The sequence below is a fragment of the Zhenhengia yiwuensis genome (genome assembly GCF_014384995.1).
GTDB classification, from domain to species: Bacteria; Bacillota; Clostridia; order Lachnospirales; family Cellulosilyticaceae; genus Zhenhengia; species Zhenhengia yiwuensis.
The window spans coordinates 54645-68953 of record NZ_JACRSY010000008.1 but is presented as its reverse complement, the minus strand read 5'-3'; the positions used below and the strand labels follow the sequence as shown (position 1 = coordinate 68953).

The 14309-nt window shown below is 36.7% G+C and carries 12 protein-coding genes, 10 tRNA genes and 1 other annotated feature (1 of these 23 only partly in view); of the genes, 20 read left to right on the top strand and 2 right to left on the bottom strand.

The genetic code is table 11. The features are described from left to right. Positions 1-51: a binding site (T-box leader), on the top strand; it begins 190 nt to the left of the window's first position. A gap of 71 nt (positions 52-122) precedes the next feature. The 13 genes from asnS (at position 123) to H8718_RS06485 (ending at position 5436) form a co-directional block, all read left to right on the top strand. Beyond that, positions 123-1514 carry an asparagine--tRNA ligase gene (gene asnS, locus H8718_RS06545; RefSeq protein ID WP_177668880.1) on the top strand — a complete coding sequence of 464 codons (1392 nt, stop codon included), beginning with the start codon at positions 123-125 and terminating at the stop codon, positions 1512-1514. Between the two features lie 252 nt (positions 1515-1766). Further along, positions 1767-2387, top strand: a complete 621-nt coding sequence (locus H8718_RS06540; RefSeq protein ID WP_249332330.1) for a D-alanyl-lipoteichoic acid biosynthesis protein DltD — start codon at positions 1767-1769, stop codon at positions 2385-2387. Between the two features lie 295 nt (positions 2388-2682). Beyond that, complete coding sequence (locus H8718_RS06535) at positions 2683-4191, top strand: DUF1846 domain-containing protein (protein WP_177668876.1); 1509 nt, start codon at positions 2683-2685, stop codon at positions 4189-4191. Positions 4192-4492: 301 nt separating this feature from the next. Beyond that, positions 4493-4564 (top strand) — tRNA-Glu (locus H8718_RS06530). A gap of 18 nt (positions 4565-4582) precedes the next feature. Next, positions 4583-4657 (top strand) — tRNA-Pro (locus H8718_RS06525). A gap of 96 nt (positions 4658-4753) precedes the next feature. Next, positions 4754-4826: transfer RNA gene (locus tag H8718_RS06520), tRNA-Lys, on the top strand. A 6-nt stretch (positions 4827-4832) separates the two neighbouring features. Further along, positions 4833-4905: transfer RNA gene (locus tag H8718_RS06515), tRNA-Gly, on the top strand. Between the two features lie 6 nt (positions 4906-4911). Beyond that, positions 4912-4984, top strand: a tRNA-Phe gene (locus tag H8718_RS06510). 18 nt (positions 4985-5002) lie between these two features. Continuing rightward, a tRNA-Glu gene (locus tag H8718_RS06505) sits at positions 5003-5074 on the top strand. Positions 5075-5091: 17 nt separating this feature from the next. Further along, a tRNA-Pro gene (locus H8718_RS06500) sits at positions 5092-5166 on the top strand. 39 nt (positions 5167-5205) lie between these two features. Then, positions 5206-5278, top strand: a tRNA-Lys gene (locus H8718_RS06495). Positions 5279-5284: 6 nt separating this feature from the next. Beyond that, positions 5285-5357 (top strand) — tRNA-Gly (locus H8718_RS06490). A 6-nt stretch (positions 5358-5363) separates the two neighbouring features. Further along, a tRNA-Phe gene (locus tag H8718_RS06485) sits at positions 5364-5436 on the top strand. A gap of 246 nt (positions 5437-5682) precedes the next feature. Here H8718_RS06485 and H8718_RS06480 read toward each other — a convergent pair. After that, positions 5683-6870, bottom strand: a complete 1188-nt coding sequence (locus H8718_RS06480; RefSeq protein WP_249332329.1) for a pyridoxal phosphate-dependent aminotransferase — start codon at positions 6868-6870, stop codon at positions 5683-5685. A 173-nt stretch (positions 6871-7043) separates the two neighbouring features. Between H8718_RS06480 and H8718_RS06475 the strand changes: the two genes are divergently transcribed. From H8718_RS06475 to H8718_RS06460, 4 genes are all read left to right on the top strand, one after another. Continuing rightward, positions 7044-8438, top strand: coding sequence for a PTS transporter subunit EIIC (locus H8718_RS06475; RefSeq protein WP_249332328.1), 1395 nt, complete (start codon positions 7044-7046; stop codon positions 8436-8438). Further along, a complete protein-coding gene (locus H8718_RS06470; RefSeq protein WP_177668870.1) occupies positions 8416-9279 on the top strand; it encodes a PHP domain-containing protein in 864 nt (287 codons plus the stop codon). The genes H8718_RS06475 and H8718_RS06470 overlap by 23 nt, the downstream gene beginning before the upstream one ends. Positions 9280-9340: 61 nt before the next feature. Then, a complete protein-coding gene (locus H8718_RS06465; RefSeq protein WP_249332327.1) occupies positions 9341-10372 on the top strand; it encodes a M42 family metallopeptidase in 1032 nt (343 codons plus the stop codon). A 165-nt stretch (positions 10373-10537) separates the two neighbouring features. Further along, positions 10538-11182, top strand: coding sequence for a hypothetical protein (locus H8718_RS06460; protein ID WP_249332326.1), 645 nt, complete (start codon positions 10538-10540; stop codon positions 11180-11182). 75 nt (positions 11183-11257) lie between these two features. On the opposite strand, the gene H8718_RS06455 is transcribed toward H8718_RS06460, so the two are convergent. Beyond that, complete coding sequence (locus H8718_RS06455) at positions 11258-12088, bottom strand: PHP domain-containing protein (RefSeq protein ID WP_249332325.1); 831 nt, start codon at positions 12086-12088, stop codon at positions 11258-11260. Between the two features lie 99 nt (positions 12089-12187). Between H8718_RS06455 and H8718_RS06450 the strand changes: the two genes are divergently transcribed. From H8718_RS06450 to scfB, 3 genes are all read left to right on the top strand, one after another. Further along, positions 12188-12592: a TIGR04086 family membrane protein gene (locus tag H8718_RS06450; RefSeq protein WP_177668862.1), complete on the top strand. Its 405-nt coding sequence runs from the start codon at positions 12188-12190 to the stop codon at positions 12590-12592. Positions 12593-12700: 108 nt separating this feature from the next. Beyond that, entirely contained in the window at positions 12701-12838 is a 138-nt protein-coding gene (scfA, locus tag H8718_RS06445) for a six-cysteine ranthipeptide SCIFF (protein ID WP_053986115.1), read from the top strand. 104 nt (positions 12839-12942) lie between these two features. Then, on the top strand, positions 12943-14298 hold the full coding sequence (gene scfB / locus H8718_RS06440; RefSeq protein ID WP_177668860.1) for a thioether cross-link-forming SCIFF peptide maturase: 1356 nt from the start codon (positions 12943-12945) through the stop codon (positions 14296-14298). The last annotated feature ends 11 nt before the right edge of the window (positions 14299-14309 follow it).

The window sequence follows — 14309 nt, the reverse complement described above, 5'->3', positions numbered from 1 at the left end:
GCCATAAGGTCAACTAGGGTGGTACCGCGGAGATACAGCTTCGTCCCTATAAATTTTTATAGGGATGGGGCTTTTTTATTGTCTTTGCCAAAAATAAGAATAGATTAAAGGAGATGGAGTAAATGGATACAGTAGCAATCAGACATTTATATCATGATACAGACAAGTATCAAGGTCAAATTGTAACAGTAGCAGGTTGGGTAAGAACAGTTAGAGATTCAAAAACATTTGGGTTCATTGAACTTAATGATGGAACATTCTTCAAAAGTGTACAAATCGTATTTGAAGACCAATTAGAGAACTTCAAAGAAATTGCAAAACTTGGTGTAGGTGCAGCAATTATCGTAACGGGTAATATGATTTTAACACCAGGACAAAAACAACCTTTCGAAATCAAAGCAACTGAAATTGTAGTAGAAGGGAGCTGTCCAAGTGAATACCCACTTCAAAAGAAACGTCACTCATTTGAATTTTTAAGACAAATCGCTCACTTAAGACCAAGAACAAATACTTTCTCAGCAGTATTTAGAGTACGTTCTCTTGCAGCTTATGCAATTCATAAGTTCTTCCAAGAACGTAACTTCGTTTATGCACATACACCACTTATTACAGCAAGTGACTGTGAAGGTGCAGGAGAAATGTTTAGAGTCACAACGCTTGATCCTAAAAATCCTCCATTAGATGAAAATGGTGAAGTAAACTATAAAGAAGATTTCTTTGGTAAAATGGCTAACCTTACAGTAAGTGGTCAGCTTTCAGCAGAAACATTTGCTATGGCATTTAGAGATGTTTACACATTCGGACCAACATTCCGTGCTGAGAAATCAAATACACCTCGCCATGCAGCTGAGTTCTGGATGATCGAGCCAGAAATCGCTTTTGCAGACCTTAAAGATGATATGCGCCTTGCAGAAGATATGGTAAAATTCGTTATTAACTACGTACTTGAAAATGCACCAGAAGAAATGGCATTCTTCAACCAATTCGTAGATAAAGGTATTCTTGAAAGATTACAAGGTGTTGCAAGTGCAGATTTTGGTGTTGTAGATTATACAGAAGCTGTAGAAATTCTTAAAACTTGCGGTAAAGAATTTGAATATCCAGTATACTGGGGATGTGACCTTCAAACAGAACATGAACGTTTCTTAACAGAAGAACACTTCAAAAAACCAGTATTTGTAATCAACTATCCAAAAGAAATTAAAGCTTTCTATATGAAACTTAATGAAGACGGCAAAACAGTAGCAGCTATGGATCTTCTTGTACCAGGTATTGGTGAACTTGTAGGGGGTAGCCAAAGAGAAGAAAACTTAGACGTTCTTCTTGAAAGAATGGCAGAGCTTGGGCTTAAAGAAGAAGATTACTGGTGGTACTTAGACCTTAGAAGATTCGGTGGTACCCGTCATGCAGGATTCGGTCTTGGATTCGAAAGACTTATCATGTACTTAACAGGTATGACTAACATCCGTGACGTAATTCCATTCCCAAGAACTACAGGTCAAGCGGACTTCTAAGATAAATTCTAGCGAGTTAAAAGCTTTTTCCTACTTTTTTAGGGAAAGTGAGAAGAAAAGGGAAGACAAGAAAAAACAACAGATTAAGTATCCCAAATCGGGAACAACCTTATTTTAGTGAAAATAAGGTTGTTCCCGATTTTTTATTTAAAAAATATCTCTATATTTTGTTGTAAAATGTTGAATGAATTTTAAAATTATATATAATAGATTTTAGTATTTAGAATTATAATATTTTAGGAGGATATTATTGTGGGAGAAAAGGTAACATTGAAAGAAGGATATATTCAATCTGCTGAGCCATATGAAAGTATCATTGTAAGAAGGGGCATTTTTGAAACACTTCCTATTAAAGAGGGATGTATTATGTTTGTAGGAGACTCTCTTACTCAAAGAAATGAATGGGCAGATATGCTAAATAATAAAAATGTGGTGAATAGAGGAATTGATAGTGACAGAATAACTTGGCTGAATGAACGTATGCCAAACTTATTAGCGAATAAGCCCTCTAAAGTATTTCTTAAAATAGGAATCAATGATATTTGGGATGGCAAGCGTGCACCTCAAATTGCAGAAGAGTATAGCATGATTTTAGATCAATTTAAAAAGATAGAAAATTGTACAGTTTATGTCCAAAGTTGTTTGCCAGTTAATAATACAGAGTATAATCATAAAATCAATAATCAAGATGTCCAAGAGGTTAATCGTGCGTTAGAAAAATTAGCTCATGAATATGGATATGAATACATAAATTTATACGATGCATTTATAAATGAAAGAAATGAGCTCAAAGCAGAGTATACTCATGATGGTGCACATCTAACCGCTCAAGGTTATGTAGCTTGGAAAAAACAAATAGAGAAATATATTTAAAAAAGGTGCAGAGATTTATCTCTGCACCTTTTTATATTTAAATGATATAATTCAATCTATTATACAAAAAGACTAACACTTTATTTTAGGGGGGTATCTTCTATTATAGCACAGCTTGAAGACTACTTAAATAAGCAATAAATAGGTAATAAAAAGTTTGTAAAAACACTACAAAAACAGGGTAAAATAAGCCTTAGAAAAAGGGTGAAATTAAGACTACTCAAATAAGAGTAAAAGGGTTATGATATATACTTGAGATTTTAAGAAGAACGGACAACACTTAGGAGGATGAGCAATGAAAATAGGATTCGATCACAATAAATATTTACAAGAACAATCAGAGTATATTTTAGAGCGCGTTAATAATTATGATAAACTCTATTTAGAATTTGGTGGAAAACTTTTATTCGATATGCATGCGAAAAGAGTACTTCCTGGCTTTGATGAAAATGCAAAAATCAAATTACTGCATAAACTTAAAGATAAGGTAGAAATCGTTATCTGTGTTTATGCAGGGGATATTGAACGTAATAAAATTCGTGGTGACTTCGGTATTACTTATGATATGGATGTTTTAAGACTTATCGATGATCTTAGAGAATATGATTTAGATGTAAACAGTGTTGTTATTACACGTTTTGAGAATCAACCAGCAACAACAGTGTTCATCAACAAACTTGAAAGACGTGGTATCAAAGTTTACAAACATAGTGCAACAGCTGGCTATCCAACAGATGTTGATACAATTGTAAGTGATGAAGGGTATGGAAAAAACCCATATATTGAAACAACTAAACCAATTGTAGTTGTAACAGCTCCAGGACCAGGTAGCGGTAAACTTGCAACATGTCTTAGCCAGCTTTATCATGAATATAAAAGAGGTAATGTAGCAGGATATTCTAAATTTGAAACTTTCCCAGTGTGGAATGTACCACTTAAACATCCTCTTAACATTGCTTATGAAGCAGCAACAGCTGACCTTAAAGATGTGAATATGATCGATTCATTCCATTTAGAAGCATACAATGAGCTTGCAGTAAACTATAACCGTGACCTTGAGACTTTCCCAATCTTAAAACGTATTATTGAGAAAATTACAGGAGAAGAAGCTGTATACAAATCACCAACAGATATGGGTGTTAACCGTGTAGGGTTTGGTATTGTAGATGATGAAGTAGTAAAAGAAGCTTCAAGACAAGAAATCATCAGAAGATATTTTAAAACAGCTTGTGAATACAAAAAAGGTCATGCAGATAAAGAAACAGTACAACATGTAAAGCTGATTATGGAAGAGCTTGGTCTTAAAGAAAGCGACCGTAAATGTGCAGTAGCAGCAAGAGAAGTAGCAGAAAAAATGAGAGAAAACGTAGAAGTTGGTGAAATCTGCTCAGCAGTAGCAATTGAGCTTCATGATGGTACAATCATTACAGGTAAGAGCTCACAACTTATGGATGGAACATGTGCGGCACTTATTAATGCAATCAAATACTTTGCAAACATTGCAGATGAAATGCACCTTATCTCTCCAGTTATTTTAGAACCAATCTTAGCTTTAAAAGAAAAAACGCTTAAAAACAAAAATGCAGCATTAAACTGTGAAGAAGTACTCATTGCGCTTACAATTTGTTCAGCAACAAATCCAATGGCTCAAATAGCACTTGAAAAATTAGAAATGCTTAAAGGCTGTGAAGCACATGCTACAACAATTTTAAGCCATAACAATGAAAATGCATTCAAAAAATTAGGCATCGAAGTAACTTGTGATGCTGTTTATCCAACAGATAACTTATATTACAACAACTAATTTAATCCTATAAAAGTAACAGGTCCTTTAGTATAGAAGGGCCTGTTATTTTTTACATTCAAGGGGAAGTAGTCAATGCTTCTTTAAGGAGAGAGTTTAGATGAGCGTATTTGGTACTATAGTGTTTTAATAGGGTGATATATAAGGAAAAAAGTGCGAAATTTTAGGGTGATTAGAGTGCATAAATCTAGTAAAATCAAGGGTTTAAGTGATAGAAGGAATTTTTTTACAAAAAAACTTAAAAAAAATGAAAAAAAATATTTACATACGTCAACGAATGTGTTATTATAAAACACGTTGAGGCCCGTTGGTCAAGCGGTTAAGACACCGCCCTTTCACGGCGGTAACAGGGGTTCGATTCCCCTACGGGTCATTGCTAGAAATAGCATATCGGGGTGTGGCTCAGTTTGGCTAGAGCGCCTGATTTGGGTTCAGGAGGCCGCAGGTTCGAGTCCTGTCACCCCGATTTATTTCCTAAGTTGTAGGAAATAGCATAACATGTATCCCTAAAGGGACTTGCAAAGCTACAGTTTCAATACTTGAAACTAAGATTTGCTGTCGTGGGTCACTAGCTCAGTTGGTAGAGCACTTGACTTTTAATCAAGTGGTCCGGAGTTCGAGCCTCCGGTGGCTCATGTTTTGCGCGAGTGGCTCAGTTGGTAGAGCATCTCCTTGCCAAGGAGAGGGTCGCGGGTTCGAGTCCCGTCTCGCGCTTTATATGCCCAGATAGCTCAGTCGGTAGAGCAGAGGACTGAAAATCCTCGTGTCGCTGGTTCGATTCCGGCTCTGGGCATAGCTTCAGATTTTATAAGGCCCATTGGTCAAGCGGTTAAGACACCGCCCTTTCACGGCGGTAACAGGGGTTCGATTCCCCTATGGGTCATTGCTAGAAATAGCTATCGGGGTGTGGCTCAGTTTGGCTAGAGCGCCTGATTTGGGTTCAGGAGGCCGCAGGTTCGAGTCCTGTCACCCCGATTTATTTCCTAAGTCGTAGGAAATAGTATAATAGAATATGGGTCACTAGCTCAGTTGGTAGAGCACTTGACTTTTAATCAAGTGGTCCGGAGTTCGAGCCTCCGGTGGCTCATGTTTTGCGCGAGTGGCTCAGTTGGTAGAGCATCTCCTTGCCAAGGAGAGGGTCGCGGGTTCGAGTCCCGTCTCGCGCTCTATATGCCTAGATAGCTCAGTCGGTAGAGCAGAGGACTGAAAATCCTCGTGTCGCTGGTTCGATTCCGGCTCTGGGCATACATAAACACCTTATCTTATTAGATAAGGTGTTTTTTTGTGTAAATTTTAGTAATGCTATTAGGCATAGGGGGTAGTTTTTTTACAATGTTTTCAGTGTAATGCTTACATTGGAGATTGCCATTCGTTAAAGGACTGAAACGCCCAGAGGGATTGAGCTAGGTGTGGATTAAAAATATACAGGCTTATAACACCTAAGAAATAAGCCTGTTCGAATATAAAGTTTGCTCCTAAGTGAGAGGACTATTATTTGATATAGGCCTCAGCTAGTTGAGTGAATGCAGGTAAAGAACGCTGGATTTGTTCATAGCTGATACAGTAAGAAAGACGCATATAGCCTGGACAACCAAAGGAAGAACCTGGTACAAGAAGTAGATTAAAAGCTTTTGCTGCTTCACAGAAAGCTTTATCATCTGCAATTGGTGTTTTAGGGAAGAGGTAGAAAGCTCCTTCTGGTTTGATACATTCAAAGCCAAGGCTTACAAGGTGATTATAAAGTAAGTCACGGTTACGTTTATAAATAGAAACGTCTACTTCACTTTCTAAGCATTTAGCAATAACTCTTTGGAAGAGAGATGGAGCATTTACAAAACCTAATATACGGTTAGCCACATTAAGAGCTGCCATCATATCATTAAAATGGTCCATTTCAGGATGTGCTACAATATAACCAATACGTTCACCTGGAAGTGAAAGTGATTTGCTGTAAGAATAGCCAATAAAGCTGTTTTTGTAGTAATGAAGTATGTAAGGTACAACAGCACCATCATATACGATTTCGCGGTAAGGCTCATCTGAAATCAGGTAGATAGATGTGCCAAAGGCTTTCTCCGCTTCTTCAAGAGTAGCGGCCAAGTGTTTAATAGCTTCTTCAGAGTAAATCACACCTGTTGGATTATTTGGGGAGTTGATGATGACGGCTTTTGTACGTGATGTAAGAGCTTCCTTAAGGGCTGCTATATTAGGTTCAAAGTGAGTAGTATCAGCAGGAACAACAATTAATTTACCGTCAAAGTTGCTTACATAGTTACGGTATTCTCCAAAGAATGGTGCAAATACAATGACTTCATCTTCAGGATTCAGTAATGCTTTTAAAATAATGTTGAGTCCGCCAGCAGCGCCACAAGTCATAACGATACTAGAAGCATCTAGTTTAAGGCTCTGTTTTTTATTAATAAAGTTCGCAATTTCTGTGCGAACATCTTCATAGCCAGAATTATTCATATAGCCATGAATGACATTTGAATTTTCTGAATCAAGAATTTCCATAATGGCTTTTTTGATTGTATCTGGAGGTAATACGTTGGGGTTACCCAAACTGTAATCATATACATTTTCAGCCCCATGGATAGCTGCAAGTCTCTTACCTTCTTCAAACATAGCGCGAATGGTAGAGCTATTAGCAACTAAGGTTTGCATTTTATTTGAAATCATTTCTTGTCACTCCCTTTGTAAATTATGAAATATACTCATTATAATACAATAATTTTAATAATAAATCAAAATTGAATTTAAGACAAATTTTGCATTTATAGAAGTAAACTTACAGGTCGGTACATATATTTAGTAATGGGGTATATTCTATTTAATAATAAGGGGAGGGAGCTATGGCTAATAAGTTTGAAGTAATGAGTCAAAGTATTTTAGAACAGCTAGGGGGAGTAGACAACGTAGTAGGCGTATCACACTGTGCAACAAGACTTAGAGTGACATTAAAAGACAAAGCATTAGCAGATCAAGCAAAGATTAGGGCTATTGATGGTGTACTTGGATGTGTAGAACAAGGAGGACAAATACAAATTATTTTAGGACCTGGTAATGCACCTAAAGTTTCAAGTGCTTTTGGTAAGCTAACAGGTAAATCTGTGGATGTAGTAGATGAAGTGCTTGATAGAAAAGCAGAACTGAAAAAGAAAAATAATACACCATTTAAAAACTTTTTAAGAAAACTTGCCAACGTATTTATACCACTTATTCCAGCTTTTATTGGCTGTGGTATTATTTATGGAGCTTCTAAGATTCTTTATAATGTAGAACTTATTGACAAAAACATGTACAACATGCTTAGTGTTATTGGCAAGGGTATTTTTACTTATATGAATATTATGGTAGGTATGAATGTATTTAAAGCTTTTGGAGGAAGTCCAGCGCTAGGGTGTGCTATATCAGGTATTTTGATGGCAGATGGCTTAGCTAAGATTACTATAGGCGGCAACGAGCTTGTACCAGGTGAAGGTGGTATTATTGCTGTACTCATTGCCTGTGCATTAGGTACGATGCTAGAGAAATGGTTAAGAAAAGTTATGCCAGGTGTTATCGATTTAATCTTAACACCTACTATAGTCCTACTCGTCATAGGATTTGGTAGCTTGTTTATTATCCATCCATTAGGTGCTTTCCTATCTGAATGGCTAGGTATTGGTGTAACGTACCTTATTGATAAAGGTGGTATATTGATTGGAGCACTGCTTTCAGGTACCTTTTTGCCTCTTGTTATGACAGGCCTTCATAGAGCGCTTACACCAATTGAAGTCAGCCTGATTGATACAACAGGCGTTGACCTATTACGTCCAATTCTTGCTATGGCTGGAGCTGGTCAAGTAGGGGCTGGTATTGCTATTTACTTAAAAACAAAGAATAAGAAACTTAAAAAAGTTCTTCAAGGTGCACTACCTATAGGCCTTATGGGTATTGGTGAACCACTTATGTTTGGTGTTACCTTGCCACTTGGTAAACCATTTATTACTGCATGTATTGGCTCTATAGTAGGCGGTGCTTACGTTTCAGTTATGAAAGTAGCTTCTATTGGAATTGGTCTTTCTGGACTTCCACTTACCCTTCTTATCCCACAGGAAATGATGATTCACTATTTAATTGGTACAGTTCTAGCTTATGCAGGTGGTTTTGTACTTACTTACTTTACGAAGTGGGAAGACATGGGTGAAGATGATTCACAGACAGAAGAGAATCAGGTGCTCAATGAAGTCCTCCATCTTAAGTAGCGACCTTCACTTCCACAGTGTTTATTCTGATGGAAGCAGCACGCTTAAGGAGATTTTTGAGCAAGCAGCTAAAAGGTCGGTAGGGGCTATTGCCCTTACTGACCATGATACAGTATTAGGCATACCTGAGGAGGTTCAGTTAAGTACTCAGTATGGTATAGATATTATTACAGGGATAGAACTAACAGCTAAAGAAGAAGGACTTAAGTTTCATGTATTAGGTTATGGCATAGACCATTTATCGCAGGAGCTTATAAATTACTCAAAGAGTGTATTAGGGGAAGAGTGGCAAAAGAACTTAAAGCAGATTAAGCTTATGCAGGCAAATGGCATTGAGATTGATGAACAATCCTTTATAGAGGCAGGACAGGGTGGACCTCTTTATAGAGCTAAATTTTTAGGTGTGTTAGCTAAGTATGGTTATATTAAAGAAGAGGATGTTATGAACCTTATACCTACTTATTTTGGAAGTAATGCACCTTATTATATGCCAGATGACTATGACTATCTGTCATTTGAAGAAGTGGCGAAGTTGATTAAGAGAAATGGAGGGCAAGTAGTTTTAGCCCATCCTGGTAAAATTAAAAAGAAAAATGAAGGGTTATATCATGAGTTGATTGGTCAGACGGCCCTAGATGGGTTAGAACTTTATCATCCTTCAAATGGATTAGATGTACGGCAGGAGTTGCTTGGCATATGCCAGAGTAGGGATTTACTTATTACAGGCGGCTCAGATTATCATGGCCTGTATAATAAAAAGGGGACACCTTTGTTTGGAGAGACCTTGCCTCAGTTTGTCTATGAAGAAATGAAACATCTCATCTATCAAAAAAATAGATAAAGATTCTAAAAAGTGATATAATAAGACTAATTTTTTAAACAAAAGAGGAGGCAGTTGTGAGATGAAAATTAATAAAGAGTTTGTACTCGAAACAGCAAAAGCGCTATTAGAGCATCATAGTCCAAGTGGTTTTTGCTTTGAAATTATGGATGAAATAAGAAAATATGCAGAGCGTTTTGGGTACGCGTTTGAAACAACACGTAAAGGCTGCGGTATTATTACAGTACCAGGTAAAAGTGATGAGAAAGTAATTGGATTATCAGCTCACGTAGATACATTAGGGGCTATGGTAAGAAGTATTACAGGTAGTGGGACACTTAAATTCACACTTGTAGGGGGACCAATTGCAGCAACTTTAGATGGGGAATACTGTAAAATTCGTACACGCTCAGGTAAAATTTATACAGGGACTTTCTTAAGCACAAGTCCAGCTGCTCATGTCTATGAAGATGCAAGTTCAAAAGCAAGAAATGCAAATAACATGGAAGTGCGTATTGATGAAGTCGTTAAATGTAAACAAGATGTAGAGGACCTTGGCATTGCTAATGGAGACTATATCTTTATTGAGCCAAAAACAACTATTACAGAAAGTGGTTATATTAAATCACGCTTTATTGATGATAAAGGAAGTGTAGCTGGGCTTATGGGCTTACTTGAAGCCTTATCTCGCGAACAAGTAACACCATCTTATACAGTTAAAATCTTCATTTCAGTATATGAAGAAGTAGGTCATGGTTCTTCTTATATCCCAGAAGATATTACAGAGATGATTGCTGTAGACATGGGATGTATTGGAGAGGATTTAAGCTGCAGTGAACAAGATGTTTCTATCTGCGCTAAAGATTCAGGTGGTCCTTATGACTATCAAATGACATCAAAACTTATTGAACTTGCTAAAGAAAATGACTTGCGTTATGTAGTAGACATTTACCCAATGTATGGATCAGATGTTGGAGCTGCTTTAAGAGGTGGAAACAATATCCGTGGGGCCCTTATTGGACCAGGTGTACATGCTTCACATGGTATGGAACGTACACATTACGAAGGCTTAGAAAATACAATTAAGCTTCTCTTTGCTTATATTACACAATAAAGATCAGTAAACTGCACTATTTTAATAAGGGTGCAGTTTATTTTATTGCCCAGGAAATTCTATAAAATTTATTGAAATTACATAATAGGCAAGTATACTGCCTATAAAACCTTAAATAGACATGCTATAATAAGTTAGCAAAACAAGAGTTAGTGGGAGGACACGATGAGAAAATTATTTAGTTGTATTGGTATTATGGGTTTATTAGGCGCTTTTTTAACAGGATGTAGTATGGGACCAGAGCAGATGAAATCCGTACCAATTGAAGACCCAGCCAAAGTAGAGACTTTACATGAGATTACAAAAGATGCTATGAAAAATTACTTTGATGTCGATGTAAATGATGGTGTAGAACGTAAATTAGAAGGATTTGAAAGTTATGTACTTGTAGATGTACCGACAGAATCCTATTTATATCGCAATAATGTTATTAAAGCAACAATGGAAAGCAAGCCACAAGAGGGACAAATTGCTTCATATGGTGCGAGTTTAAATCCTGAAACGAATGAGTTAACAGGTGCTATTGTCGTCACATATAGTGAAGCTAAGCCACAGGATTTAACAGTAGAGCAGCAACAAGAAATTGCTATGAAGTTTATTAAAGAAAAAAATCTTGTAGCTAATCCAGATTCACTTATATTTGAAGGCATTGAAAAAGGTATGAGCAACAAGCAATACTCAGGTTTAAAATTTAAAAATGGTGACGATGTTTTACTTGTATCTGTAAGTCTTCAAACAGGCAAAGTGACTCACTTTGAATTTGTAGAAGTTATTGAGCCTGTAGAACCAGCTGAAACACCAGCTAAGTAAATAGAACAAATAGTAAATGAATATAAAAAGGTGAAGGTCTATATAAGACTTTCACCTTTTTTGTATTTATATGATTTATTTAAGTTCTTCTAAGAGGGTATAAGGTACCTCAGTACGGCCAAAGCCACAGCCTATTCGAATATCTGGTTTGTTATCACCGTGGAAATCACTACCACCAGTCATGATGAGATGATGGCCTTTGCAGTATTGTGTAAGTCTGTGTACTTCAGGATCATAGTGCTTTGGATAAATAACTTCTACACCATCAAGTCCGTTGTAAGCTAACTCTTCAATAAGAGGGAAAGGATTGCGATTAGTAAATTTATAAATATAAGGATGAGCTAAGATAGCCTTGCCACCAACTGCATGGATTAAATCAATACATACCTTATAGTCAGGTGCAGCCTTTTTAACATACGCAGGCTTACCAGGTGTAATATACTTTTCAAAGGCTTCATCAAGGGTTTTAACATAGCCTTTGTTCATTAATGCACGAGCAAAGTGAGGTCTAGCAATGATGCTTAATTCTTCAGGTTTACCAAGGTCAGCCTCAGTAATGTCAAAGCCCAGTTCTTGCAATTTTTGAAGCATCTTTTTATTACGGGCTTCCCTAGCTTCTACAAAACTTTTTAGAGTAGCATGAAGTGTAGGATTCGTAAGATCTAAGTTAAGACCAAGAATGTGGACTTCCTTACCATGAAAATCTGCAGAAAGTTCAATGCCTGGTATAACCTCAATGCCTAAGGCTTGGCCTGCTTCCATGCATTCAGCTACACCTGCAACTGTATCATGGTCTGTAAGGGCAATAGCACTAAGACCAGCTGAATGAGCTAATTTGGCAACCTCACTCGGTGTAAGTGTACCATCTGATTTATTGGAATGGACATGTAAGTCTATAAGTTTCATCATACAACCTCCTTTGGTAAAATACTCTATTATTTTAGCATACTTCTCATGCATTGGACGTAAAATATAAAAGAACATTTATAAAGGGGGAGGAGTAAGATGAGCAGACATAAAAAGAAAATGAACGTAAACATCGGGGAACTTGCTGTGACACTTGTTAAATCTAATCTTGCTGCGTATGCATTAACTGCTATTTTTATTATTTTTGCAACGCTTATGATTACATATACCAATCTTGGACCAAACTTTGAAAAGTGGATTATCCTTATTGGTACCATTGCTTCAGCTGCCTTAGTAGGCTATGATACTGCTAAGCAGGAAGGTAAACAAGGTTATAAATGGGGATTAATAGGTGGCATAAGTTATCTTGTTATCTTCGTTATCTTAGCTCTTGTAACAGGTGGTGTACAAGGAATGAATATAGGCTATCTCATTACTTTAATAATCTTAACGGTTGTAAGCAGTGTACTTGCAGGTATGTTCTCTGTAGCTAATGCGAAGTAAATTTTTAAATAGGGCTAATCCTTTAATTAGAAATAATTATTAGTTATGTTTTCAAATATCTCAAGATATGGTATAATAAGCAAGGTTTATAGCGAGGAGGGAAATGCAATGAAACACGTAAAAACACTTAACACTAAAAACTTAAAAAACAGTGCGGCTAAAGGTGGTTGTGGTGAATGTCAAACATCATGTCAATCAGCTTGTAAAACATCTTGTACTGTAGGTAACCAAGCTTGTGAAAAATAAGTTTGACCATCATTAAGCTTTCAACTTCGGTTGGAAGCTTAATTTATGCACGGCCCTTTAAACCTTAAGTAGTTAAATCTCCTATACATAGAAAGGAAAAAATTATGATCCATAAGTTTCAGTTCGAAGATAATAATATTTTAATGGATGTACATAGTGGTGCAATCCATATCATTGATGACATTGCTTACGAAATTGTAGAGGATGTTATTGCACTTCCAAAAGCAGAAGTACTTGCTAAATATGAAGGCAAATATGCTAAAGAGGAGTTAGAAGAAGCAGTAGAAGAACTTCTTACACTTAAAGCTGAAGGTATGCTTGATACAGAAGATACATACAAAGATTTAGTGCCAGCTTTCTTAAATAGAGAACCCGTTGTTAAAGCGCTTTGTCTCCATGTAGCACATGACTGTAATCTTAAATGTAAATATTGCTTTGCAGGTGAAGGTGAGTACCATGGTGATCGTGGTATGATGTCATTAGAGGTAGGGAAAGCAGCTATTGATTTCCTAGCAAAAAATTCAGCACATCGTAAAAATATTGAAGTAGACTTCTTTGGTGGAGAGCCTCTTATGAACTTTGAAGTTGTAAAAGGTGTAGTAGATTATGCAAGAAGTGTTGAAAAAGAAACAGGCAAAAACTTTAGATTTACAATGACAACAAATGGTGTTCTTTTAAATGATGAAATTATTGATTACTTAAATGAACATATGTATAACGTTGTACTAAGCTTAGATGGTCGTCCAGAAGTTAATGACCATATGCGTCCAACTGTAAATGGTAAAGGAAGCTATGATATCATCCTTCCTAAGTTCAAAAAACTTGTAGAAAAACGTGGTAACAAACAATATTACATTCGTGGTACATTTACACACCACAATACAGACTTTGCAAGCGATGTACTTCATATGGCAGACCAAGGCTTTGCAGAGGTATCAGCAGAACCAGTAGTTGCACCAAAGGAAATGGATTATGCGCTTCAAGCGGATGATATTAAAGTAATTTGCGAGGAATATGAACGTCTTGCAAAAGAAATGCTTAGACGTCATAAAGAAGAAAATGGATGCTTTAACTTCTTCCACTTTATGGTTGATTTAACAGGTGGTCCTTGTGTACACAAACGTCTTGCAGGATGTGGAGCAGGTTCAGAATACCTTGCAGCAACTCCAACAGGTGAACTTTATCCATGTCACCAATTCGTAGGTATGCCAGAATTTAAAATGGGTGACGTATGGAAAGGTGTAGAAAACATCGAACAACGTAAGAAATTCGAGAAGTGTAATGTATACAGCAAAGATGAGTGTACAAGCTGTTGGGCTAAATTCTTCTGTAGTGGTGGATGTGCTGCTAACTCTTACAACTTTAATGGAGATATTAACTCTGTTTATGAAAATGGTTGTGACATGCAAAGAAAACGCCTTGAGTGTGCAATTGGATTAAAAGCTGCATTAAGTGAATAATTCCTGTAAAG

What these genes read in the sequence shown, in the direction of transcription:
- asnS (WP_177668880.1), top strand. Translation starts at nt 123, where the DNA reads ATGGATACAGTAGCAATCAGACATTTATATCATGATACAGACAAGTAT.
- H8718_RS06535 (WP_177668876.1), top strand. Translation starts at nt 2,683, where the DNA reads ATGAAAATAGGATTCGATCACAATAAATATTTACAAGAACAATCAGAG.
- H8718_RS06480 (WP_249332329.1), bottom strand. Translation starts at nt 6,870, where the DNA reads ATGATTTCAAATAAAATGCAAACCTTAGTTGCTAATAGCTCTACCATT.
- H8718_RS06475 (WP_249332328.1), top strand. Translation starts at nt 7,044, where the DNA reads ATGGCTAATAAGTTTGAAGTAATGAGTCAAAGTATTTTAGAACAGCTA.
- H8718_RS06470 (WP_177668870.1), top strand. Translation starts at nt 8,416, where the DNA reads ATGAAGTCCTCCATCTTAAGTAGCGACCTTCACTTCCACAGTGTTTAT.
- H8718_RS06465 (WP_249332327.1), top strand. Translation starts at nt 9,341, where the DNA reads ATGAAAATTAATAAAGAGTTTGTACTCGAAACAGCAAAAGCGCTATTA.
- H8718_RS06460 (WP_249332326.1), top strand. Translation starts at nt 10,538, where the DNA reads ATGAGAAAATTATTTAGTTGTATTGGTATTATGGGTTTATTAGGCGCT.
- H8718_RS06455 (WP_249332325.1), bottom strand. Translation starts at nt 12,088, where the DNA reads ATGAAACTTATAGACTTACATGTCCATTCCAATAAATCAGATGGTACA.
- H8718_RS06450 (WP_177668862.1), top strand. Translation starts at nt 12,188, where the DNA reads ATGAGCAGACATAAAAAGAAAATGAACGTAAACATCGGGGAACTTGCT.
- scfA (WP_053986115.1), top strand. Translation starts at nt 12,701, where the DNA reads ATGAAACACGTAAAAACACTTAACACTAAAAACTTAAAAAACAGTGCG.
- scfB (WP_177668860.1), top strand. Translation starts at nt 12,943, where the DNA reads ATGATCCATAAGTTTCAGTTCGAAGATAATAATATTTTAATGGATGTA.